Annotated in this window: 20 protein-coding genes and 1 pseudogene; 8 read left to right on the top strand and 13 right to left on the bottom strand. The window is 60.1% G+C overall.

What is annotated here, in order from left to right:
* The first annotated feature begins 230 nt into the window (after window positions 1-230).
* The 3 genes and pseudogenes from WDN46_07440 (at window position 231) to WDN46_07430 (ending at window position 1,388) form a co-directional block, all read left to right on the top strand.
* Window positions 231-401 (top strand): annotated as a pseudogene (locus WDN46_07440) (transposase).
* On the top strand, window positions 368-991 hold the full coding sequence (locus WDN46_07435) for an IS5 family transposase (protein MEJ0093257.1): 624 nt from the start codon (window positions 368-370) through the stop codon (window positions 989-991). Before WDN46_07440 ends, WDN46_07435 begins: the two are co-directional and overlap by 34 nt.
* A gap of 76 nt (window positions 992-1,067) precedes the next feature.
* A complete protein-coding gene (locus WDN46_07430; GenBank protein MEJ0093256.1) occupies window positions 1,068-1,388 on the top strand; it encodes a LysR family transcriptional regulator in 321 nt (106 codons plus the stop codon).
* A 69-nt stretch (window positions 1,389-1,457) separates the two neighbouring features.
* On the opposite strand, the gene WDN46_07425 is transcribed toward WDN46_07430, so the two are convergent.
* The 3 genes from WDN46_07425 to WDN46_07415 form a co-directional block, all read right to left on the bottom strand.
* Complete coding sequence (locus WDN46_07425) at window positions 1,458-2,198, bottom strand: 3-oxoacyl-ACP reductase family protein (protein MEJ0093255.1); 741 nt, start codon at window positions 2,196-2,198, stop codon at window positions 1,458-1,460.
* A 242-nt stretch (window positions 2,199-2,440) separates the two neighbouring features.
* Window positions 2,441-2,641 carry a hypothetical protein gene (locus tag WDN46_07420; GenBank protein ID MEJ0093254.1) on the bottom strand — a complete coding sequence of 67 codons (201 nt, stop codon included), beginning with the start codon at window positions 2,639-2,641 and terminating at the stop codon, window positions 2,441-2,443.
* Between the two features lie 73 nt (window positions 2,642-2,714).
* Entirely contained in the window at window positions 2,715-4,238 is a 1,524-nt protein-coding gene (locus WDN46_07415; protein ID MEJ0093253.1) for an aldehyde dehydrogenase family protein, read from the bottom strand.
* A gap of 358 nt (window positions 4,239-4,596) precedes the next feature.
* On the opposite strand from WDN46_07415, the gene WDN46_07410 reads away from it, so the two are divergent.
* Entirely contained in the window at window positions 4,597-5,550 is a 954-nt protein-coding gene (locus tag WDN46_07410) for a LysR family transcriptional regulator (protein ID MEJ0093252.1), read from the top strand.
* Window positions 5,551-5,572: 22 nt separating this feature from the next.
* Here the strand turns inward: WDN46_07410 and WDN46_07405 are convergent, their stop codons facing one another.
* The 10 genes from WDN46_07405 to WDN46_07360 all read right to left on the bottom strand — a co-directional run bounded on the left by WDN46_07405 (window position 5,573) and on the right by WDN46_07360 (window position 17,467).
* The gene (locus tag WDN46_07405) at window positions 5,573-6,256 is read right to left on the bottom strand and encodes a helix-turn-helix domain-containing protein (GenBank protein ID MEJ0093251.1); all 684 of its coding nucleotides are present in this window, start codon (window positions 6,254-6,256) and stop codon (window positions 5,573-5,575) included.
* Window positions 6,257-6,353: 97 nt separating this feature from the next.
* On the bottom strand, window positions 6,354-7,451 hold the full coding sequence (locus WDN46_07400; protein ID MEJ0093250.1) for a class II histone deacetylase: 1,098 nt from the start codon (window positions 7,449-7,451) through the stop codon (window positions 6,354-6,356).
* 22 nt (window positions 7,452-7,473) lie between these two features.
* Window positions 7,474-9,054, bottom strand: coding sequence for a GMC family oxidoreductase N-terminal domain-containing protein (locus WDN46_07395; protein ID MEJ0093249.1), 1,581 nt, complete (start codon window positions 9,052-9,054; stop codon window positions 7,474-7,476).
* A gap of 56 nt (window positions 9,055-9,110) precedes the next feature.
* Window positions 9,111-10,172, bottom strand: coding sequence for a branched-chain amino acid ABC transporter permease (locus tag WDN46_07390; protein MEJ0093248.1), 1,062 nt, complete (start codon window positions 10,170-10,172; stop codon window positions 9,111-9,113).
* Window positions 10,173-10,180: 8 nt separating this feature from the next.
* Window positions 10,181-11,071, bottom strand: coding sequence for a branched-chain amino acid ABC transporter permease (locus tag WDN46_07385; GenBank protein ID MEJ0093247.1), 891 nt, complete (start codon window positions 11,069-11,071; stop codon window positions 10,181-10,183).
* Window positions 11,072-11,076: 5 nt separating this feature from the next.
* Window positions 11,077-11,796, bottom strand: a complete 720-nt coding sequence (locus WDN46_07380; protein MEJ0093246.1) for an ABC transporter ATP-binding protein — start codon at window positions 11,794-11,796, stop codon at window positions 11,077-11,079.
* Window positions 11,789-12,586, bottom strand: a complete 798-nt coding sequence (locus WDN46_07375) for an ABC transporter ATP-binding protein (GenBank protein MEJ0093245.1) — start codon at window positions 12,584-12,586, stop codon at window positions 11,789-11,791. Before WDN46_07375 ends, WDN46_07380 begins: the two co-directional genes overlap by 8 nt.
* A 19-nt stretch (window positions 12,587-12,605) precedes the next feature.
* A complete protein-coding gene (locus WDN46_07370) occupies window positions 12,606-13,910 on the bottom strand; it encodes an ABC transporter substrate-binding protein (GenBank protein MEJ0093244.1) in 1,305 nt (434 codons plus the stop codon).
* A gap of 37 nt (window positions 13,911-13,947) precedes the next feature.
* The gene (locus tag WDN46_07365; protein MEJ0093243.1) at window positions 13,948-15,363 is read right to left on the bottom strand and encodes an amidase; all 1,416 of its coding nucleotides are present in this window, start codon (window positions 15,361-15,363) and stop codon (window positions 13,948-13,950) included.
* Window positions 15,364-15,562: 199 nt separating this feature from the next.
* Window positions 15,563-17,467: a primary-amine oxidase gene (locus tag WDN46_07360; protein MEJ0093242.1), complete on the bottom strand. Its 1,905-nt coding sequence runs from the start codon at window positions 17,465-17,467 to the stop codon at window positions 15,563-15,565.
* A gap of 304 nt (window positions 17,468-17,771) precedes the next feature.
* On the opposite strand from WDN46_07360, the gene WDN46_07355 reads away from it, so the two are divergent.
* The 4 genes from WDN46_07355 (at window position 17,772) to glnT (ending at window position 22,111) form a co-directional block, all read left to right on the top strand.
* On the top strand, window positions 17,772-18,671 hold the full coding sequence (locus WDN46_07355; protein MEJ0093241.1) for a glutamine amidotransferase family protein: 900 nt from the start codon (window positions 17,772-17,774) through the stop codon (window positions 18,669-18,671).
* On the top strand, window positions 18,668-19,375 hold the full coding sequence (locus WDN46_07350) for a protein glxC (protein MEJ0093240.1): 708 nt from the start codon (window positions 18,668-18,670) through the stop codon (window positions 19,373-19,375). The genes WDN46_07355 and WDN46_07350 overlap by 4 nt, the downstream gene beginning before the upstream one ends.
* Entirely contained in the window at window positions 19,375-20,709 is a 1,335-nt protein-coding gene (locus tag WDN46_07345) for an FMN-binding glutamate synthase family protein (GenBank protein ID MEJ0093239.1), read from the top strand. Before WDN46_07350 ends, WDN46_07345 begins: the two co-directional genes overlap by 1 nt.
* A 100-nt stretch (window positions 20,710-20,809) precedes the next feature.
* A complete protein-coding gene (gene glnT / locus WDN46_07340; protein MEJ0093238.1) occupies window positions 20,810-22,111 on the top strand; it encodes a type III glutamate--ammonia ligase in 1,302 nt (433 codons plus the stop codon).
* Window positions 22,112-22,115: the final 4 nt, after the last annotated feature.

The following is a 22,115-nucleotide window of genomic DNA, read 5'->3' as shown; positions in this document are numbered from 1 at the left end:
GGCTAGCGTCGGCTCAACGTAACTAAGCAAAGTAACTAAGATCGCGTGCAGAAAATCCAGAAGAACAGGAAAACCAGCCTTCCGCGCCGGCCGATCAAAGAGCGAAGGGATAGAGAAACTTCCACATTGACCAAATCTACATCTATCTCTGGGCGCAAGGAACGATTAGGCTCAGGACCTATTAAATTTGCCTGAGATGTGATTCCTGGTCTCCGCATGGGGAGGCTGGGATGAGTGATTTGTTTTTGTTGGGCGAGCGGCAGATGGCGCGGCTTGCGCCGCATTTTCCTCTGTCGCATGGCGTTCCGCGGGTTGACGACCGTCGGGTGGTCAGCGGAATCGTCTATGTGATCCGCAACGGCCTGCAATGGAAAGATGCGCCCAAGGATTACGGGCCGCACAAGACGCTTTACAATCGCTTCATCCGCTGGAGCCGGCTCGGCGTCTTCGACCGCATATTCGCCGCGCTCGCTGGCGAAGGTCCAAAGCCCGAGCGCATCATGATCGACGCCACGCATCTGAAGGCGCATCGCACAGCGGCGAGCCTGCTCAAAAAGGGGCTCTTCCCCGCCGTATCGGGCGCACGAAAGGCGGACTGAACTCGAAGCTCCACGTCGTTTGCGACGGCGCCGGCAAGCCCCTCGTCATGTTGCTCTCGGAGGGTCAGATGAGCGACCACAAGGGCGCGCGGCTGATGCTCAAGGCTTTACCGCCCGCTTCAATGTTGATCGCCGACAGGGGCTACGACAGCAACTGGTTCCGCGCCGCGCTGAAGGCCAGGGGCGTCGAGCCCTGCATCCCGCCAACCAGAAGCCGCAAGCTTCCCATTGCCTATGACAAGACGCTCTACCGCCAGCGTCACAAAATCGAGAACATGTTCGCCAAGCTCAAGGACTGGCGGCGCATCGCAACCCGCTATGATCGATGCGCCCACACCTTCTTCTCCGCCATCTGCATCGCAGCCGCCGTCCTCTTCTATCTCAATCAATGAGTCCTGAGCCTAGCCCTACGGAACTCGACTGATTGTATTGCGCCGAGCTACAATAATCGCATGAGTGCTCGATTTGATGGCATTGCGGAATTCGTCGCCGTCGCCCGGCTGGGTAGCTTCACGATGGCGGCCTCGGAATTGGGCGTCACCAAAATCGGCGGTCGGTCGCGCCGTATCGAGGCTCGAGACGCGCCTTGGCGCGAATCTGCTCCATCGCACAACGCGGCGGCTGACGTTGACCTCCGATGGCGAGACATGGTTGGAGCATTGCATCGCAGCCCTCGCCGAACTTGATCGGGGCGAAGGCGTTCTCAGCAGCGGCCGCCACGAGCCTTCGGGTCCGACCCGGATCGATCTGCCCAGCGCGTTCGGACGATTGTTGAAGAAATCGGCGTAGAGACCTACGGAAGGCTAGAGCGGCCGAGTTGGCCGCTCTAGCGGAAAATAAGCCCGCGAGGATGCGGCTTTACACGACTCCGCCGTCGATATCGATGCTGGCGCCGGTCACAAAGGCCGCCTCAGGGCTCGCGAGATACGACACGAGAGCGGCAACCTCTTTGCTGGTCCCGTATCGATTCAAAGAAGTCCATCCCCTCATGACGTCGCCGAACTGTCCGTCCGCCGGATTCATATCGGTGTCGATCGGGCCGGGCTGCACATTGTTGACCGTGATCCCGCGAGAACCGAGATCCCGCGCCCATCCGCGCGTCATGCTCGCGACGGCGCCCTTGCTCGCTGAATAGGCCGCGAATCCAACCATCGGCGCCGTATCGGCGGCGATGCTGCCGATGTTGATAATGCGGCCGCCTTCATGCATGTGCTTGATGGCTTCCTGAGCGGCGACAAAAAGCCCGCGGACGTTAACCGCCATGAGCCGGTCGAAGTCTTCCAAACTGAATTGATCCAGCGGGCCCCCGAGGCCAAGACCCGCATTGTTGACGAGCACATCCAAACGGCCGAAGGCTTCGACCGTTTTTGTGACCGCGCTCCGAACGGCGGCGGCGTCCGCGGCGTCCGCCCGGATCGCCAGCGCTTTGCCGCCCGCAGCTTTAATGGCGCGCACAACTTCGTCTGCTTTGTCGGCTTGCGCCGCATAGGTGATGGCGACCGCGGCGCCGTCCTCTGCAAGCCGCTTTGCTATTGCCGCGCCAATGCCACGCGAAGCGCCAGTAACGAGCGCAACCTTGTCTTTCAATCCATCACTCATTCGTAAACCCTATGCTAATCGGAATTCGGACAAGAGCCCCCGTTCGCCTTCGAAGGGGCAGCCGGCCACGCAATGGAGCGACCCGACGAAGTCGACTTAATCTACGCCATGTTACAAATTGATTTCATTGGGGAGCCATGCTTTGCAAGCGCAATTTAATTGGCCAAGAACGTAATTGCACTCGCGCCAGAAGCCGCCGCGTTCACGAAAATCCGGACTTTTGCGGCGGCTTCAACCCCGATTCAGTAATCGCCGCTCCCGACCAAAGGATGGATGCCGTCTTCTCTGCGGCTATGACGATTGGAGTGCGGGCGGCGCCTGACCACCTGCACCACTGAGTCCTCTCTCGCCGCTGAAAGCGAAGCGGGGCCGACCGCTGGCAGAGCCGGCGCTACGGGCACGTCGATCGCGCAAACGAAGATCACCGCAAGAATGTAGCGCATTTGCGTCACTCCCTTGGGGCCGACACCCTCGGCCTGGGGCATCCCATGCTTATCACAGTTTGCCCCGCTTGACCTAGTCGAGACGGATCGTGATGGCCTTGGTCTCGAGGTAGTTCGAGAGCACGGCTTGGCCCATTTCCCGGCCCCAGCCGGACTGCTTATAGCCGCCGAAGGGCAGAGCCGCATCGAAGATGTGGTAGCAATTGATCCACACCGTTCCAGCCTGCAGTCGGTTCGCGATTTGCTGTGCGCGGCCCGTGTTGCCCGACCACACCCCAGCGGCCAAGCCGTAGACGGTGTTATTGGCTTCCGCGATCAAGGCGTCATCAACCTCATCGAAAGGCGTCGCGACGAGCACCGGGCCAAAAATCTCCTCACGCACCACTTTCATGTTGGGATTGGTGTCGACAAGCACGGTTGGCGGCACAAAGTATCCGGGGCCCCCAGCGCCCTGCCCGCCGCACAGCGGACGAGCGCCCTCTTGCCGGCCGGAAGCGAGGTAGCCAGTAACCCGATCATACTGGACCCGAGAAACGAGCGGACCCATTTGCGTATCGTCCAGCAGGCCGTGACCAAGCTTGATCTTGCTTGCTTCGGCGGCGACGCCCTCGACAACTTTGTCAAAGATATTTTTCTGCACGAAGAGCCGCGAACCGGCGTTGCAGCATTGACCGTGGTTGAAGAAAATCGCAGCCGTTGCGCCGGCAATCGCGCGCTCGATATCGGCGTCGCCCAGCACGATGTTCGGCGATTTGCCGCCCAGCTCCAGACTTACTTTCTTGAGGTCGCGCGATGCGGCCTGAACGATCAACTTGCCTACCTCGGTCGAGCCGGTGAAGGCGATTTTGTTGACGTCGGGATGCGCAGAGAGCGCGGCCCCGGCAGTCTCGCCAAAGCCCGGCACAATATTGACGACGCCCGCAGGCAACCCAGCTTCGAGCATCAGCTCGCCCAGGCGCAAAGCCGACAGGGGCGTTTCTTCCGCCACCTTCAGCACCACTGTGCAACCTGTCGCAAGCGCCGGCGCCAGCTTCCACGCGGCCATCAACAGCGGGAAATTCCACGGAATGATCTGGCCAACGACGCCAACCGGCTCCATCCGCGTCATGGAGACCAGATCCATGCCTGGGGCCGTGAGCGCCGAAATCGGGATCGTCTTGCCTTCTATTTTTGTCGTCCAACCCGACATATAATGAAACATGTCGGCAGACCCAACGATATCGGCCGCGCGCGCAACCGACTTTGGCTTGCCATTATCGAGCGATTCCAGCGTCGCCAATTCGTCAGCGTGCTCGAGGATCAGATCTCCGATCTTATGGATGATCCGTCCGCGCTCAGATGGGCTCATGCGCCCCCACGGTCCCGTATCGAATGCCCGGCGCGCGGCTTTCACGGCGAGATCGATGTCCGCCTTGTCGCCTTCCGCAACCTTTGCGATGGTCTCGCCGGTCGCAGGATCGAACACGTCAAACGTGCGGCCTGACTGCGCCTGGACCCACTGGCCGTCAATAAGCATCGGGCGCGTCTTGGATAGCCATTCGCGGATCGCGACCGGAATCAACCCTTGCGACGAAGGGGGGTTGACATTGATATTCATGCTGTTGCTCCGAGGTTTTGAGCGCCGCGTGAAACGCCAGAATCGGCTCGGCGATGCGCGGATGACTGAGACTGTGCAGAAACTGCACTGCTCCCAGAATGATCCCTTCGCATTTGACGCGCAACTATCGGATCGTCCTTTCGTTGAACTTTTTTTCGATCCTCGGCCTCGTGCAACTCCAGCAGAGGCATGGCTCGCCGGTGTTCCACCGCCGCCGCAAAACAGCGGAATCGCCGCAAGCCAAAAAATGAATCATGGAACTGGGCCGCTCTAGCCCAGGCTCGCTTGCTTAATCGGAATAAAAGCGGAATGTGCTGTTGACGCTCGATTATTGAAATCTCGCGCGTGGACCACGAACATGAATCTCTCTCTCCGCCAAGTACAATATGTCTGTTCGGTCGCCGACTGCGGTTCTATACAGGCGGCGTCGCGCGCGTTGCGCATTTCGCCTTCATCGATCCTCGCAGCCATTGAAAGCGCCGAAGCGAGCCTCGGCGCCCGGATCTTCGATCGCCGTCGAGCTAACGGCATTCAATTAACGCCGAGCGGCGAACGCTTCGTGGCTGCCGGCCGGTATCTGCTGGCGGCCGAGACGGATTTTCAACGTCAAATTGGGCTGTTGCAAGCGGAAACCCAATCCGTTCGCATCGGCTGCTTTGAACCCTTCGGTCCCCTGTTCGTGATCGAAGGTTTGGTTCGGTTTACCAAAGCAGTGGGACCAATCGAAGTAGCTTTGTTCGAAGGGGATCAGACGCAATTGTCGGACTGGCTGAAACGGGGCCTCGTCGACATCGTCATCACCTATGATATTGGTCCGCGCTTCAACGCCCATATCACGCCGATATGCCGGGTGCCCGCGCATGTTATGTTGCCCGCCGATCACCCTTTGGCCGATGCCCGAAGTCTGTCGATCCCGGATCTCGCGCCTTACCCTTTGGTCCTTCTCGATCTGCCTCTGACTGTTACGTATCTTCTTTCGCTTTTCGATCCCTACGGCGTGACGCCTACAGTCAGCTTCCGCTCGCGATCCTACGAAACGGTTCGCAGCGCGGTCGCCGCCGGGTTCGGCGCGGCGATCTTAAACATGCGCCCAATCAGCGCCGCTAATGTAGATAGCGCCAATGTTGTTCGAGTGCCGCTTTCAGGTGCGCTTCCGGCCCCCGTTCTCCAGATCGCCGACCTATATGGGCCTATGAAGCCGCGCAACGTTGAGAAATTGATCCATATTTTCGCATCGCTGTTTCGCGGTAGCGATCCCGAGAGTTTTGCCGTCGTGACGCCAGAGCGCCGCGATGCTTTGTTCGATGTTTGAGGAAGAGCGCCGCGCGGGAGCGCTAACTGCCAGGTCGAGAAATCGGCGCCGCGAACGCCTCCGCACGCGACTGAGCCGCGGCGATCAAGGCCGTAACGCCGAGCTTGGTGTGGCGTCGATGGACGCCGGCGAGATCTTGCAGGATCAACCCGTCGATTCCAGCCAGAATGAAGCGGCTCAATTCGCGCGACTGCGCTTGTGGGAGGATGGGATCGGTGTTGGTCGTCAACAACGCCGCATAGGCGGCGACATAGGCGTCATATTGGCGGGTGGCGAGCCATTCGCTGCCTTTGGTCCGAAGCGCGTACAGGGTGAGCTCGAATTGTACGATCTGCTTCGCGCGCGTACGCTCTGCATACCCCCGTGCCGTCTGCACAATCTTGGCGATGCGATCGGGCAGCCGCTCGTGCTTCTGGCTGCCTTTGCGCAACGTTAAGGTGAGTTCTGACAAAAGCTCTTCGAGAACAGAGAGCAGAACCGCTTCTTTGCTCTCGAAGTGATAATGCAAAGTTGCGAGGCGGACTTTAGCCTCGAAGGCAATTTTCCGCGTAGTGGTCTCGCCAATCCCGTTGCGCTCAAGCGCCTGAAGAGCGCCTTTGACGATTCGCGAACGTGTTTCGACGCTCTTCGGCGTCGGTCGTAGAGGACGCCGCTCATCGCTCCGCTCTGTCAAGATCGCGATCCACCCCCCAAGGCCGCCCAGCATGAGTCGGACGCCTCTTTGCCGCCCGTCCGGCGGCAAACATGGTACGGCAGAAAATGGCAGTCAATAATCAGCTGGCCGCGCGCCGGGACGAGCCGGTTTACAGTCCATCCACGGCGTGAGCGGCCCTTTTGATCGCAGCCTCCTGGTGCGCAAGCATTTCCTGTCCTGGATAGCTCCCGAAATTGCCCATGAACGGGTCCTCGACGCCTGTTTTTATCCCGCTCAATTGCTCCATGACCGCCAAGCCGCAATAAGGAACATAGCTCGCCGAATAGCCGCCTTCGTGAGAAAGGGCCAAGCGCCCGCGGCAGAGATCATCCGCCGCCTCCATCAGCATTTTGGTCATCGCGCGGTACGCTTCGCTGTGGAGCATCATCCGCCCGAGCGGGTCAAGGGCGGAAGCATCAAAACCCGAGCAAACCACGATCATCTCCGGCCTGAAACGTCTCAGAGCCGGCAGGACAATGCGCTCAAATGCGGCGAAATAGGCTCCGGCCCCCGTTCCGGGAGGCAATGGAACATTGATGTTGAAGCCCTCGCCGGGGCCCTCGCCGCGCTCGGCCAGCGTGCCTGAAGTCAGCGGAAAAAGGCCATCCTGATGGAGTGAGATCGTCAATGTCTCAGGATCGCTGTAGAAAGCCTGCTGCGTTCCATTGCCATGATGCACGTCCCAATCCACCACGGCGATCCGGCCGACTTTATGGGTCGCCCGCATCTTCATGATAGCGATCGCTACATTGCCGAACAGGCAGAATCCGAGGCCTCTGTCGCGCTCGGCATGATGGCCTGGCGGCCTCACGAGAGCATAGCCGTTGCTGACGCGCCCGGCGGCGACTGCATCGAACAGCGCGACCGCTCCGCCCACCGAAAGGATCGCGATCTCAAAACTGCCGCGGCCGAATGGCGTGAGGTGACTGGCGTCGCCGCCTCGGTCCGCGCTCAAGGTCTTGATGCGGGCGATGTAGTCCTTCGTATGGAACAGCGCGAGGCCTTCCTCGCTGACCGAAACCGATGAGATGGGGGTTAGCTTTTCAAGTAGCCCCGACACCTCCATAAGGTTACGAAAACGTCTCTTGGGGGAGGCGTTCTCGGCATGTTCGCCGGGCTCGATCGTGAGGCCCGGCGGGAAAAAGGTCGCCGCATTGCCGGTGTCGTGCCAAAGGTAGAGTTCGTGAAAATTCCAACCCGTCGTCATGGCTCCTCCCGCCTGCTTCAGTTCAGCCCAAAATCATCTGGGCCGCGCGTTCGGCGATCATGATGGTCGGAGCATTTATGTTGCTTGACACCATTTTTGGGATGACCGAAGCATCCGCGATGCGGAGCCCCTCCAGCCCATGCACTTTCATGTTGGAGGGATCGACCACGGCCATCGGGTCCGCGCCCATCCGGCAGGTGCTCGATGGATGGTACAGCGTCGTGCAATGGCCGCGGATGTAATAGCCGATATCAGCGTCGCTTTCGCATTCGGCGCTGGGCGACAATTCGCCGGTCAGGATCTCCGCCAACGGCGTTTGCGCCGCGATGCGGCGGCTGATGCGGACGCCTTCGACCAATGTGGCGAGGTCGGCGCCCGTCGGATCGCTGCTGAAATAACGAGGGTCGATCATCGGCGCCTCGATGGGGTCGGCGGAGCGCAAGCGGATCTCGCCGCGGCTGTTCGGGCGCTGCAGCGTCGAATGGAACGTCACGCCCGAACCGGAGTGCAGAAAGCGAGCATAGTCGCGGTGACTGCTCAGCGCGCCATAGAGTTGTATATCCGGTTCTACATCGGGCCTGCTTTTAACATGGCCCCCCGCCGCCACCCAGGCGGATGTGCGCAGACCTGCACGGTTGTCCTTCCAGGCATTGAACGAGCTATCCCACTCCTCGGGCGTGAGCGCGCCGATGCCGATCTTTTCGTTGGTCCCGAAAGTGATCGGGATGTTGATGTGATCCTGCAAGTTCTTGCCGACGCCAGGCAAGTCATGAACAGGATCGACTTCCGCCTGACGTAATTCGTCGGCCGGTCCGACGCCCGACAGCAGCAGAAGCTGGCACGAGCCGATCGCGCCGGAAGTCAGGACGACCTCGGAGCCCGCCAGCGCGGTATTGAGCTGCGCCTTTTCGAGATATTCGACTCCGATTGCGCGCCCGCGCTCGATCAGAATGCGGGTGACGAGAACGCCTGTCTTCACGGTAAGATTCGGGCGTTCGAGCGCCGGCCGGAGATAAGACTTTCCTGTTCCCCAACGCTCGCCATCCTTGATGGTGAACTGAAAGAAGCCAACGCCCTCCTGCTCGACGCCGTTGAAGTCCTTATTATAGGGATATCCAGCGGCGTGAGCGGCATCGAGCCACATCCGCTCGCCGCGATCGACATAAGCCGGATCGCTGATGTGCAGCGGGCCTCCAACGCCATGCAAAGGGTCATTGCGCAGACGTTGATTATCTTCCGACATCTTGAAGACAGGCAGCACGTCCTTCCAAGACCAGTTCGGACAGCCAAGCTTCCCCCAGCCATCATAGTCGGAGGGCAATCCGCGCATGTAAATCATCGCGTTTAGGGCGCCCGAGCCGCCAACCATCTTTCCGCGGGGCCAGAAAATACGGCGGCCGCGGCACCCCTCCTGCGGAGTGGTATGGAATCCCCAATCGGAGGACGTGTTGAACATTGTGACCCAATCGGAGGGCACATCCGAGGCGATCGGCGCGGCGCGGCCGGCTTCTAACACCAACACCTTTCGCGATGGATCTGCGCTAAGGCGATTGGCCATCACGCAACCTGACGATCCGGCGCCTAGGATGATGATGTCGTACATGAATGGTCTCCTCATGACTCGGGGTTTGTTAGGTAGGTTCGTTAGACTTGAATTCGTTAGGCTTGGGTTCGCACGGCGACGCGGCTCGGCCGACTGCTGCGCGTTCGCAGCCAACGCCCGGCGTCGCTAAGACGCCCGAGCAATCCGTTTGGCATCAGAACGATTGATGCAGCGATGATCAGGCCGAGACCAAGATTTCGGAATTCGCCTGTTTCGCGCATCGCTTCATCAGCGAGCATGAGAATCAATGTTCCGATGAAGGGGCCCCAGAAGGTGCCGACGCCGCCGACCACCGTTGCGGCGATAATGAACAGCAGCTGCGACAAGGACAGGATGCCGGGGCTGATCGCCTGGAAATGCGCGGCGTAAAAGCCGCCCGCGAGTCCGGTAAAGAACGCCGAAATCCCAAAGACGAGAAACTGCGCCTGAAAACGATTGACGCCTCGCGCCACCGCGTAGCCTGGATTATCCTTTAGCGCGCGGAATGCGAGTCCGATCGGGCTGTTGATGATCGCGTAAGTCGAGAGCATCGTAAATCCGAATAGAGCTGAGACGATGGCGTAATCGCCCACCAGCCATTTGCCTTTCAGCCACGCCCGCATTCCAAGATCGCCGAAACGGGCAAATCCCACAGCGCCTCCGGTCAACTGGCGGCAGGCGGATCCAACCATCATGAAGCAATCCGTATCGGTGACGATGAGGACATAAAGGGCCTGCGCGATCGCCAAGGTTAGCAACGCTACATAGACTCCGGACAGCCGCAGACAGGCGGCGCCGATGATAAGGCTGAAAACGACGGCGCTCAGCGCGCCAAGCGGAATGGCGGCCCAGACGCTTAGCCCGAAGTAGACGCAAAGCATCGCGGTCACATAGCCGCCGAAACCAAAAATCGCCATCTGCGCCAGCGAGAACACCCCGGCATAGCCGAACAGCAGATTCCACTGCGCCGCGATTGTCGATAAAAATAGGGCTAGAATGAGCTGTCCGAGAACGTAGCGGCTTTCGACGAAGAACGGGATTGCGACGAGCGCGGCGATGACGGCGATCGTCATGATGATGTCGGTTAAGGGGAGCGGCTCCCGGCGAGTCTGAATCGACGCTGGCGGCTGTAATCTCATGGTTCGCCTCACAGGCGCCGGATCTGGGCCCGGCCGAAGAGGCCCGATGGACGCCAGATCATAACGACGATCACGATCAGAAGAAGAACCGGAAAGCCCCATCGAGCCCCGGCCCCGAATTGCACGAAGGCTTCAACGAGCGCCAGAAAGAAAGCCGAGATCACCGCACCGGGCAGGTTGCCGAGCCCAGCCACGACGCACATGATAAACGCCTTGAGCATGGGATCGCCGCCGAGCGGCGGACTGAGCTGGGTGATCGAGCTGACCAGCACGCCGCAGACGCCAGCCAGAACGCCCGAGAGCATCAGGACCTGAAGATAGACGCGGCTCGTCGGAACGCCCATCAACTGAGCCGCCTCGCGGTTCTGTGCTGTCGCCCGGATGGCTCGGCCCATCCGCGTGCGGGCCAGCAGCCACGCGACCATCGCCATCATCGCCAGCGAAACGACGATGATCGCGAGGTTCTGCGTGGGCACCTCGGAACTGCCGAGCGGCACGAGGCCTGGGGCGGTTACGGGTTGGCGAAGAGGCTGCCCTCCATAAACCATCAGTATCCCATTTTCGAGCGCGATGCCGATGCCGACCGTGGCGATCAGCACGTTGGTTTCGAAGGTTTGGGCGGCTTGTTTTAGAAGTTGGCGAACCACCGTGGCGTATAGCAGGGCGCCGGCTATGGCTCCGGCCACGACAGCGCCGACAAAACCCAATGGCGCCGGAAAGCCGAGGGTGACGACTGTCGAGTATGCCGCATAACCGCCAAGCGCAAGCAACGCGCCATGGGCCATGTTCAACATCCCCATCGACCCCCAGACCAAGGAAAGGCCGATAGTGGCGAGGGCATAGATCGCGCCATTAGTGAGCCCTGCGGTCAAGATCGCGACGAGGGTGCTTACGCTCATCCTGCTCAGCCCCCCAAATAAGTGGAAAGAAGTTCGTCGCGCGCCATCAACTCGTCAGGCAGGCCGGACCAGACAAATTCGCCGTTGTCGAGGAGATGAATTTTGTCCGCGAGCCCGATCACCCGCGCCGGGTTCTCCTCGACGAGCAGGATGGACCGACCGGACGCCTTGAGATCGGCGATGACGCTGTAGATCTGTTCGATGACGAGGGGCGCCAAGCCGAGCGACGGCTCGTCGATCAACAGAACGCGGCCGCCCATCATAAGACCGCGCCCGATCCCCGCCATGCGCCGCTCTCCTCCCGACAACGTCGAGGCGATCTGACAACGGCGTTCGGCGAGCTTCGGCAGGCGAGTAAAAACCTCGTTCATGCGCTCCGCGATGACCTGCGCGTTTTTTTCGACATAAGCGCCCATTTGCAGATTTTCTTCGACAGTCATCTGCGGGAACAGCAGATCGCCCTGCGGCACATGGGCGACGCCGCGCGCTGCGATCGCGTCGGGCGACAAGCGCGCGATCGACGTTCCTTCGAGTTCAATCGCGCCCTGATGCAGGTTCACGAGCCCGGAAATCGTCTTCAGCAGAGTGGTCTTGCCGTGGCCATTCGGGCCGACCACGGTGATGAGTTGACCATGCGCAACCTCGAGCGACAGCCCGTTCAGAATCGGTGGGCCATTGTAGCCGGATACGATGCCATTGAGCGCGAGCGCTGGACGATCAGCCATCAGCCCTGCGCTCCTTGAAGAAGCGTTTCAGCCGCCGCGTTGCTCCGGCCCCGAGGTAAGTATCGACCACCACGGGATCATCCACCACGTTTTCGGGTCTGCCCTGAAAGATGATTTGCCCGTGATGCATGATCAGCACGCGCGTCGAAAGTTGCAGCAGGAAGCGCATGACATGCTCGATCACGACTATTGTCTTGCCCGCCTCCCGTAATCTCTGCACCAGCGCGATGATCACGTCGATCTCGCTTGCCGTGAGGCCGCCGACGGGTTCATCGAGAAAGATCATGCGAGGCCCCGTCGCGATTGCTCCCCCTATCATCAACAGTTTGCGGTCGAGCACCGGGAGTTGCGCCACCGTCGCCGCGGCCTTGTCGGCCATGCCGACGAACTCGAGCGCGTCGAGGGCGGCGCTTCGCGTTTCCCGACCAAGGCGCAAACCGGGCAGTCGGCGCGGCTTCGCGCCGAAATGGGCGGCGAGTTGGACGTTCTCGAGCACGGTCATCGTTTCGAACGCTGCGTTGAGTTGGAAGGTGCGGGCGATGCCTTCCTGACAGATGCGATCGGCCCCGAGACCGGTGATCTCCCGATCGCCGAAGAAAACCCGCCCCGATGTCGCTGGGGTCAAGCCGGTCACAACGTCGAACAAGGTGGTCTTGCCCGCGCCATTCGGGCCGCCGACGCCGAGCACCTCGCCGTCGTCGACGACAAGCGATACGCAGTCCACCGCCTTAAGCGGACCGAAGTGCCGGCTGACGCCATCGCACATGAAGAGGGGAGAAGCTGACGACATCTTAACCGGACGCTTTCGCTCAACTCATCCATGGCGGCAGGACAAAGGAATCGGTCGCGTAAAGGGCGGGCGCAATGAGTTTGGGGTCTGTTTTATAATCCTGATGCTGAAGGAACTGATGCGGCATACCGAGGGACGGATCGGCCACCTGCGTCGGATAGCAGTAGGACGACTGGCCTGCCGGGTCGGTCCGTTGCACGCCATTGACGCCGCGATAGACGAGGTTGCGCAGCGCGGCTGCGACCTTCTGGGTTTGCTCTTTTTCGAACGGTTTGCCGGGACCGCCGGCGATGGCCGCCGCAAGCGCCCATTTCCATAGAGCGTCATAGGTCTGCGAGCCCGTGATGTAGGCGGCCTTCGGTCCGAATTTCTCACGATAGCTTTTTCGGAAAGCCATCGAGAAATCGTCCGGCAGACAGCCAATCACGGTTGAATATATAACGCCGTTGACCGCTTTACCGCCGATGTCGCGAAATGCGGGAAGCGATGGCCCATATTGCATATAAATCAGGCTCTTGGTCGGCTGCGGCGTGAACTGCAGCATGAATTGAGCGAGATCCTGAGGCAGGAAATGCGTAACAAGGATCGCGGCCGGCGGATCCTGACGAAGTTTGGCGAGCGTCGGCCCCCATTGGGTGGTGGGAAATTGCACCGTCTCGAAAAGGCCGACCTCGAAGCCATATTCGGTCGCCTTAGCGCGGATGGCGTTGGCGATAACGACTGCGTATTCGACCGCCGAGGGGATAATGGCGATCTTCTTGTTGGCGGGCTTCCATTTGCCGGCCTTGATCAGTTCGTCAAGAAAGTTGAGGCAGCCGGGGCCGTAGTAATATTCCGGCGGATCCATCTGGAAACTGCCGTAGAACCGCGCCGGATCGGATTTGAATTTCTCGTTGTGTGAGATAAGCGTATTGGCGTGCATCATGATGATGTCGCTGTCGGCGGCGACATCCATTTCCACCATGTTAGTGCCGACGTTGTAGCCGTTGATGATCGCCGGAACAGAAAACCTGTCGATGAGGCGTTGCATCGACTGGGTGACGATATCGGCCCCCATGTCCTTCGTGTCTTCCACATGTATCTCGACCTTGCGGCCTAGAATCCCGCCTGCCGCATTGATCTCCGCGGCCGCGAGGTCGAGTCCATTCTTGAACTCTATGCCGTCGGCGGCGGCAAGGCCGGACATCGGAAGCGCCGCCCCGATCGGGATCGCGGCGCTCGCATCTGCGGCGAGGGCGCTGTCGGCCCCCATGCTCGCAAGAGCGGCCATGCCGGCTGCGCCTGCTCCAACCGAACCGCGCAATATCGATCGTCTGTCAAGCATGGTCGTTCCCTTCATCCGTTAAAATGACCCCGCCGACTCACAAGAAGAAGGCGGGGAATGCGATCTCGAAAGCCTCGGCGAAAGCGAGCACGCGCGCGTCCTCGCCCCGGCCGCCGATGATCTGCAACCCGATCGGCAGGCCGGACGCGGTGCGCCCGCATGGCACAGTCGCCGCAGGCTGTTGACTAAGATTGATTGGAAAGCTGAACCCGGCCCACTCGGTCCACCGATTCAACTTGCTTCCCGGCGGCGTCTCATGCCCTGCCGCGAAAGCCGGGACGGCTGTTGCGGGGGAAACGATGATATCGAACTGGTTCAGCAACCGGTCCATGGCGCGACCGAATTCCGCCCGAGACGCCATCGCCTGGACATAGCGGACGGCCGTCAGCCTCTCGCCTGCTGCAACGACCTCTTTGAGACCTGGATCGAGTTTATCGCGAGCCTCAGGCGGCAGGACGCTTATGCGAGCGGCGGCGCCCGAAAACCAAAGGACGGTGAAGATATCAAGCAGATCCTCTCCCGGCAGATCAACCGACGCGATCACCGCCCCTCGACTCTCGAGCTCATCTACGATCGTGTGAATTGTCGCCGCGATATCGGGGTCCAAAAATCCGCAAGGAGGCTTTGACCAGAACCCGACTTTGGCGCCGGCGAAGGAGCGTTTTTGATTGTCGAGGGGCAAAAGCGCGGCTGGCCCTTGGAGCCAGTCTTGAGGATCGTTCCCCGACATGGTTTCGAGCATTGCGCGGGCATCGCCAACGCGACGGGTCATAGGGCCAAGATGGGCGACAGTGCCGAATGTGCTCGCGGGATAGGCGGGCACGCGGCCGTAGCTCGGCTTCAACCCCACAATGCCGGTGAAGGCGGAGGGGACGCGGATGGAGCCGCCTCCGTCGGTGCCGAGGTGAAAAACGCCGGCGCCGGTCGCCGCCGCCACAGCGGCGCCGCCGGAAGACCCCCCCGGCGTGACGGAGGCGTTCCAGGGGTTGCGCGTAATGCCGCTCAAGGGGCTGTCGGTGAGCGCTTTCCAGCCGAACTCCGGGGTGGTGGTCAGGCCGAACATCGTCACGCCGGCCGCTCGCAACCGCGCTACGGCGGGCGCATCGGCCGTGCTTGCGACATTAGCTGTGCTGAGGCTGCCATAACGGACCGGCCACCCTTCGACCCAGACGATGTCCTTGATCGTGGCTGTCACCCCATCCACAGAGGACAAGGGCGACCCGCTGCGCCAGCGCTTTTCGGATGCTCGAGCGGCCTGAAGCGCCGCGTCCCTATCGATGTAAGTAAAGGCATTGAAACGCTGCTGGATGGCTTCGGCGCGATCGAGAGCGGCGCTGGCCACGTCGACTGGAGAAAGGCTGCCGCTTGCAAAAGCCTCGCGCAATTCTTCGGCGGTCAAGCGGCAAAGTGGATCTGCGTCGGCGATCGGCGTCGCTGCATTACTCGCAAGCACGAATTATCCCTCTACAGTGGTCCGAGACACTGTTAAGTTTAGCTCACCGAGGGCCATTCAATAAAATACTTTTTTTGCTCTACCTATAAATATAAAATGTAATGCTAAGCAATGCGTTTAAGATTTGTACGAATGGCGCCCCAAATCCGCTCTGCACGCAAATAGTTTTGGCAGAAAATGATATTAAAATATCAACTTGCTATAACGCGCAGCAACTGTGCCTTTTATTTGTAGGAGGCACATCAAGTGTAGGATTTTTATCAAAGAAGCCAAAAGGCTGCAGGGCGAAGCCGCAACGGACAACGGGTTGGACCGGATAATCCTCCGGCCTTGGTATGTGATGGTGGCCAAAAGTGTGCCAGACTGTAATCGCGCGGTCCTCGATCGTCCTGTCCTGCGCCGCATAACGTGGCAGGCCTTCGCCGGGCTTGCTCTGATTGACATAGTCCCCGGCGGGCCATCGCTCGTCGGCTCGCGTCTGCGTCACCCATAGGTCGTAAGCGGCAAAGCCGGCTCGTTCAGCGACCTGCGATCCCGGCAGCGCGAAAGTCTGCACGGCGCTATGCGGAACGAGCCGATAGGCCGGATGGGCGCCTAACGCCGTCCGGCGACCGCGATTGACGATCTTCCAATTGCGGATGCGCGAGGCATCCGATTTGCGTCGCGCTTCGCTTTCCTTTGTGAGCGGGGTCTCGACTACGCTCAATGCGTTGTTCCAGGGGTTCTCTGGGCCCGGGGGGTCGGCGATGGTGTCGACTTCAATCACCGTGTTGTCCGTCCCGTCCACCGCCATGTCGAGGCGGACGTTGAAGATGTGCTGATGAAAATGCCCGACGACGCCGGGAGCCACGAGCGTGCCGCGCCCCGGCGTTCCGTCCGGCAGCAGACCCGCCGTGTTGATGATCCCAGTCAGCTTGATCTCGAGTTCGATGGTTCCATCGAGCTGAAGGTGCCAATAGAAGCCATATTCATAATTGCCGACCGTGGCGATGAACGAGATTACGAGACGACGACCGCGGCGAACGCTGACTTCGCCGGTTCTGAAATCGGTGTGCTTCCATTGAATTCCGGTATCTTCCTCATGCATGCAGATGGCGTTCCGGATCATCTGCGCGGAGCCGTCGGTGCGATTGAAGGCGACGTCGAAATAGCGGATCACGCCGAGGCAATCGCAGCCGAGCTCCAAGCTGTTTGCGACAACCCCGATGCCATAGTCTCCGCAATCGAAGGCGTTCTTTCGCACATGTGTGGAATGCGGACTTCCGTAGGGGACAACCATTTCGGCGAGGGCTGCGCGGCGCAATACGGACCGGTGCTTTCCCGCATCGCGAATCGAGAGATTATGGAGGACAAGCCCCTCACGCGGCGTAAAGCCGATGGAAAAGCGCCAACCGCACCAATCGACTTGCCATCCGTCGACGATAAAGCTCGGGCCGTCCGGCTGGATTACGTCGATTGGGCGCATGTCGCTGCGCCAACTGTCTTGGAACCGGGCGATATAGTTCGACGCCGCCGCAGGGACGGGCGGCGCCTGCGCGTCATCGTCGACTCGAACCACTTCACTACGGTTGATGTCGACCACGGCCGTCAATCCTTCGACCGGATGAGCGAACTGATTGTCGTTTGGGCTGGAGCGCACCCAACAGAAAACCAAGATGATGCGGCGTCCGATCTCATCATCATGGCCGAAGACGCCGCAAGACCACGGGTCGCAGCAAACTAGCGCGCGGTCGGCGATGCCGCGCCGCTTCAAGCCGGCGATGAAGCGCGGATCCTCGATCGTCAGGCTTTCAGCCATCAAGAACTCGTCAGGCGAGATCCGAGGCCTGGCGCCGGGTCGCGGCGTCCATCGCAGGATCGCCCCTGTTTCGAGCGAAACAACCGCCTCAAAAACGTTGCTGGTTTCCACATCATGGACGGCTACGAAAGCTCGACGGTCCATACTGTCGTCGAAACGTTCTTCGAGCACGATCGTCTCGAAACGCATCCCCGCGCCAAGATCGTGCGATGCGCGTACAAAACGAGCGGCGGCCTCGATTTCTTCGGCGGTCAAGGGATCGAGCGGACGCGTGGAGAATGTCGGGACCTTCACCAAGGGGGACATGAACGCTCCTAACATCGCGGGCTGGGCCAGTCTGGTCCTCAGCCATTTCACCACTACGGAGGCTAGGGCGCAGAAATTATTTGGTCAATAGACCAAAAAAAGCCGCGCCCTTCTTTATAGGTCGGCGGCTGCGCGCGGCACCGCGGATCACACGCGAGGCGAACGTCGACAGCGGCGACGACGATAGAATAAGCAAAATTTCCCCGGCGGAATATAATTTTTCCAACGATTGTATTTCCGCTTGATGTTTCCTGAAAAGATGTCTAATTTCCTATCAAGAAATAGACACGGGAGATATTCGCCCATGTGCGGCATCGTTGGATTGTTCCTCAAAGACCCGGCGCTCCAACCGGAACTCGGTCAGCATCTTTCAACCATGTTGGAAACGATGACGGCTCGCGGACCTGATAGCGCGGGATTTGCGGTTTACGGCGACGGATCGCCGGAACTGACCAAGATCACGCTCCGGGCGCCCGCGCAATTTGATTTTGAATCGTTTGGAGCCTTGCTTGCATCGGCGCTTGACGCGGAAGTCGATCTTATCGTCCGCGGCACGCACATAGTCGCGACCTTGCCGACAGTCGAGGCCGACCGTGCGTTGGCGAAGATCAAAGAGCTCGCTCCGCAGCTGACGTTGAGTTCAATCGGCACGCATATGGAGCTTTACAAGGAAGTCGGGCTCCCGGCCGACGTGTCGAAGAGCTTCGGCCTTTCCGCCATGAGCGGAACGCACGCCATCGGTCATACGCGGATGGCGACCGAGTCCGCCGTTACGACCGCCGGCGCCCATCCGTTCTCGACTGGCAAGGATCAATGTCTCGTCCATAATGGGTCGCTCTCCAACCACAACCAGGTTCGCCGTCGTCTGATCCGCGAGGGAATTTCATTCGCGACGGAGAACGACACCGAAGTCGCCGCAGGTTATCTGTCCTGGCGGCTGGCTCAAGGGGAAAGCCTCGGCGATGCTCTCGATGCATCGCTGAAAGATCTCGATGGTTTTTTCACTTTCGTCGTCGGTACGGATACCGGCTTCGGCGTCCTCCGAGACCCGATCGGCTGCAAGCACGCTGTCATGGCGGAGACCGACCAGTATGTCGCTTTTGGAACCGAATACCGCGCCCTAAGCGCTTTGCCGGGCATCGAAAGAGCCCGCATCTTCGAGCCTAATCCCGCCACTGTGTATTTCTGGAATCACGCAGCATGACCACTCAATTTTCTGCGAAAACGGTGGATCTTGCCTCAAGCTCCGTCCGTCAACTCAACGAGGCCTTGCACGCCCTCAGGGATGGAACCAACGTTACGCGTTGGAATGTTCTCAATCCGCGCGGCGTTCATGCGATTGCAGCGGGATTGGATGCGGATGTGACCATCGAGATCAACGGCGACGTCGGCTATTATTGCGCCGGCATGAACAAGCGCGCCACCGTCATCATCAATGGGAGCGCCGGCATTGGCCTTGGCGAGAACATGATGTCCGGCCTCATCTATGTGAAGGGCGACGCCAGCCAAGCGGTGGGCGCGACAGCGCATGGGGGCGTCATCGTTATTGAAGGCAACGCCTCGGGGCGCTGCGGCATTTCGATGAAAGGCGTCGACATTATCGTCAAGGGCTCGATCGGTCCGATGTCGGCCTTTATGGCTCAAGCTGGCGCGCTTGCGGTCTTCGGCGACGCGGGAGAAGCGCTCGGCGACTCGATTTACGAAGCCAAGCTCTACGTGCGCGGCTCGGTTGCGAGCCTCGGCGCGGACTGCATCGAAAAACCGATGGATGACATTCACCGCGCCGAGCTGTTCGCCAAGTTCGAGAGCATTGGCGTCGCCGGGGAGATCGATGTCGGCGAATTCAAACGCTATGGCTCGGCCCGCACGCTCTATCATTTCCACGTGGACAACGCCGGGGCGTATTGATGAACGATCAGGTTAGAATCCCTCAAACTCTCCCGCGCTATTCGGCGACGTTCGACCTGCAAACCATGTCGGAAATCCGGCGTGCGGCGGCGACCGGCATCTATGACATTCGCGGCGGCGGCGCTAAGCGGCGCGTCCCGCATTTCGACGACCTGCTTTTTCTTGGCGCATCAATCTCACGCTATCCGCTCGAAGGATACCGGGAAAAATGCAGCACCTCAGTTGTGCTCGGCTCACGCTTCGCCAAGAAACCGATCGAGCTGAAAATCCCGATCACAATCGCGGGCATGAGCTTTGGTTCGCTCTCCGCGCAGGCAAAAGAAGCGCTCGGACGCGGCGCGTTGGCGGTCGGAACCTCCACCACGACGGGCGACGGCGGCATGACGGAAGAGGAGCGTGGCCATTCCTCGATTCTGGTCTACCAATATTTGCCGTCGCGCTACGGGATGAACCCCGATGATCTGCGCAGGGCGGACGCCATCGAGATCGTTATCGGTCAAGGCGCCAAGCCCGGCGGCGGCGGAATGTTGCTCGGTCAAAAGATATCGAAGCGCGTCGCCGCCATGCGCACGCTCCCCGAAGGGATCGACCAGCGCTCCGCTTGCCGCCATCCAGACTGGACCGGGCCGGACGATCTCGAAATTAAGATCGAGGAAATCCGCGAAATCACGGACTGGGAGAAGCCAATCTATGTGAAAATTGGCGCATCGCGTCCGTACTACGACGCAGCGTTGGCGGTGAAAGCCGGGGCGGACGTAATCGTTCTGGATGGCATGCAGGGCGGCACCGCGGCGACCCAAGAGGTCTTCATTGAGCATGTGGGCATTCCGCTTCTCGCCGCGATCCGGCCGGCCGCAAAAGCGCTTCAGGACCTTGGCATGCACCGCAAGGTGCAGCTGATCGTCTCGGGCGGAATTCGCAACGGCGCGGATGTCGCCAAGGCTCTTGCGCTCGGCGCGGATGCCGTCTCGATCGGCACCGCTGCACTGATCGCTCTTGGCGACAACGACCCGCATCTTGAGGCGGAATATCAGAAGCTGGGAACTTCCGCCGGCGCATACGACGACTGGCATGAGGGACGCGATCCGGCCGGCATTACGACGCAAGATCTGGAGCTCGCGAAGCGGCTCGATCCCGTAGCGGCCGGACGGCGTCTGGCGAACTATCTCTCGGTGCTGACCCTGGAGACGCAAACCATCGCCCGTGCGGCAGGCAAGAGCAACGTTCACAATCTCGAGCCGGAAGATCTTGTCGCTCTCACGATGGAGGCCGCCGCGATGGCGGGCGTTCCTCTTGCCGGCACATCATGGATTCCCGGAGCGGATGGGCGATAAGCGGATGCAGATCCCCAATTCCAAGCTATGGCTTACAAATTGCTTCGGCGGGCTCAGGGCTCCCATCAACCAAACCAAAATTTAAAACGCGGAGAAGGTAATGCCGACGCTGCCATCCGAGATCGCCAAGGAACGCGGAATCAAAAATTTTCTGGTGTCTTACACCGACTTGTTCGGGGGCATGCGCGCGAAGCTCGTACCGGCTCGGGCAATCGACAAGATGGCGCGAGATGGCGCGGGCTTCGCTGGGTTTGCTACCTGGCTCGACCTCACCCCGGCGATGCCGGACTTGTTCGCAGTGCCTGATATGGATAGTCTCATTCAGTTGCCGTGGAAGAAAGAAGTAGGCTGGCTCGCCGCAGACCTTTATATGGACGGCGAGCGCATCGGCCAGGGGCCGCGCAACGTGCTAAAGGCGCTGATCGCGGAGACCGCGAGTCTTGGCTACGAAATGCGCGCTGGCGTCGAATGCGAATTTTTTCTGCTCGCGCCTGACGGTTCGTGCATCGCGGACAGCGCCGACAAGCAGACAAAATCCTGCTACGATCAACAGTCTCTGATGCGCCGCTATGATGTGATCACCGAGATCTCGGAAGCGATGGAGGAGCTCGGATGGAATCCGTACCAAAGCGATCACGAGGACGCTAACGGCCAGTTTGAAATGAACTGGGAATATGATGAGGCTCTGAAGACCGCCGATCGTCATTCCTTCTTCAAATATATGGTGAAATCGCTAGCCGAGAAGCATGGCATGCGGGCGACCTTCATGCCGAAGCCGTTTCCGACTCTGACTGGATCCGGCTGCCATTCACATGTTTCGCTCTGGCGCGGCGCCGACAACGTATTCGAGGACAAGGACGGCGAGCTCGGCGTCTCTGAAATCGGTTACCGCTTCCTCGGCGGCCTCATGGAGCATGCCGACGCCCTCTGCGCCCTGACCAATCCCACCGTCAACTCCTACAAAAGGCTTAGCGCGCCGCGCACGACTTCGGGCGCGACCTGGGCGCCCAATTCGATTAGCTATACCGGCAATAATCGGACCCATATGATCCGCATCCCGGACGGCGGACGCTTCGAACTGCGTTTGGCGGACGGGGCCGCCAACCCCTACCTCCTGCAAGCCGGCGTTCTGGTCGCCGGCCTCGATGGCTTGAAGACGAACCGTCACCCCGGTGAGCGCTCTGATTTTGATATGTACGCCGAACCACACAAGGTGAATGGCGCGAAAAAATTGCCGCAGAACCTTTTGGACGCTCTGCGTCTGTTCGAGTCGTCGGCGGTGCTGAAAGAGGGTCTCGGGGAATCGTTCGTCGCTTCCTACGCGAAGCTGAAGCACGAGGAATGGCGCGATTACACGCGTCATCTCACGGAATGGGAACGCGATAATACGATCGATTGCTGAACTC

The organism is Methylocella sp. (assembly GCA_037200525.1).
Taxonomy (GTDB): domain Bacteria; phylum Pseudomonadota; class Alphaproteobacteria; order Rhizobiales; family Beijerinckiaceae; genus Methylocapsa.
Note: the sequence above shows the minus strand (reverse complement) of the source record. Positions and strands in the feature narration are given on the sequence as shown.

Coding starts and splice junctions, on each gene's coding strand:
- WDN46_07435 (MEJ0093257.1), top strand. CDS start 368: ATGGAAAGATGCGCCCAAGGATTACGGGCCGCACAAGACGCTTTACAA.
- WDN46_07430 (MEJ0093256.1), top strand. CDS start 1,068: ATGGCATTGCGGAATTCGTCGCCGTCGCCCGGCTGGGTAGCTTCACGA.
- WDN46_07425 (MEJ0093255.1), bottom strand. CDS start 2,198: ATGAGTGATGGATTGAAAGACAAGGTTGCGCTCGTTACTGGCGCTTCG.
- WDN46_07420 (MEJ0093254.1), bottom strand. CDS start 2,641: ATGCGCTACATTCTTGCGGTGATCTTCGTTTGCGCGATCGACGTGCCC.
- WDN46_07415 (MEJ0093253.1), bottom strand. CDS start 4,238: ATGAATATCAATGTCAACCCCCCTTCGTCGCAAGGGTTGATTCCGGTC.
- WDN46_07410 (MEJ0093252.1), top strand. CDS start 4,597: ATGAATCTCTCTCTCCGCCAAGTACAATATGTCTGTTCGGTCGCCGAC.
- WDN46_07405 (MEJ0093251.1), bottom strand. CDS start 6,256: ATGCTGGGCGGCCTTGGGGGGTGGATCGCGATCTTGACAGAGCGGAGC.
- WDN46_07400 (MEJ0093250.1), bottom strand. CDS start 7,451: ATGACGACGGGTTGGAATTTTCACGAACTCTACCTTTGGCACGACACC.
- WDN46_07395 (MEJ0093249.1), bottom strand. CDS start 9,054: ATGTACGACATCATCATCCTAGGCGCCGGATCGTCAGGTTGCGTGATG.
- WDN46_07390 (MEJ0093248.1), bottom strand. CDS start 10,172: ATGAGATTACAGCCGCCAGCGTCGATTCAGACTCGCCGGGAGCCGCTC.
- WDN46_07385 (MEJ0093247.1), bottom strand. CDS start 11,071: ATGAGCGTAAGCACCCTCGTCGCGATCTTGACCGCAGGGCTCACTAAT.
- WDN46_07380 (MEJ0093246.1), bottom strand. CDS start 11,796: ATGGCTGATCGTCCAGCGCTCGCGCTCAATGGCATCGTATCCGGCTAC.
- WDN46_07375 (MEJ0093245.1), bottom strand. CDS start 12,586: ATGTCGTCAGCTTCTCCCCTCTTCATGTGCGATGGCGTCAGCCGGCAC.
- WDN46_07370 (MEJ0093244.1), bottom strand. CDS start 13,910: ATGCTTGACAGACGATCGATATTGCGCGGTTCGGTTGGAGCAGGCGCA.
- WDN46_07360 (MEJ0093242.1), bottom strand. CDS start 17,467: ATGTCCCCCTTGGTGAAGGTCCCGACATTCTCCACGCGTCCGCTCGAT.
- WDN46_07355 (MEJ0093241.1), top strand. CDS start 17,772: ATGTGCGGCATCGTTGGATTGTTCCTCAAAGACCCGGCGCTCCAACCG.
- WDN46_07350 (MEJ0093240.1), top strand. CDS start 18,668: ATGACCACTCAATTTTCTGCGAAAACGGTGGATCTTGCCTCAAGCTCC.
- WDN46_07345 (MEJ0093239.1), top strand. CDS start 19,375: ATGAACGATCAGGTTAGAATCCCTCAAACTCTCCCGCGCTATTCGGCG.
- glnT (MEJ0093238.1), top strand. CDS start 20,810: ATGCCGACGCTGCCATCCGAGATCGCCAAGGAACGCGGAATCAAAAAT.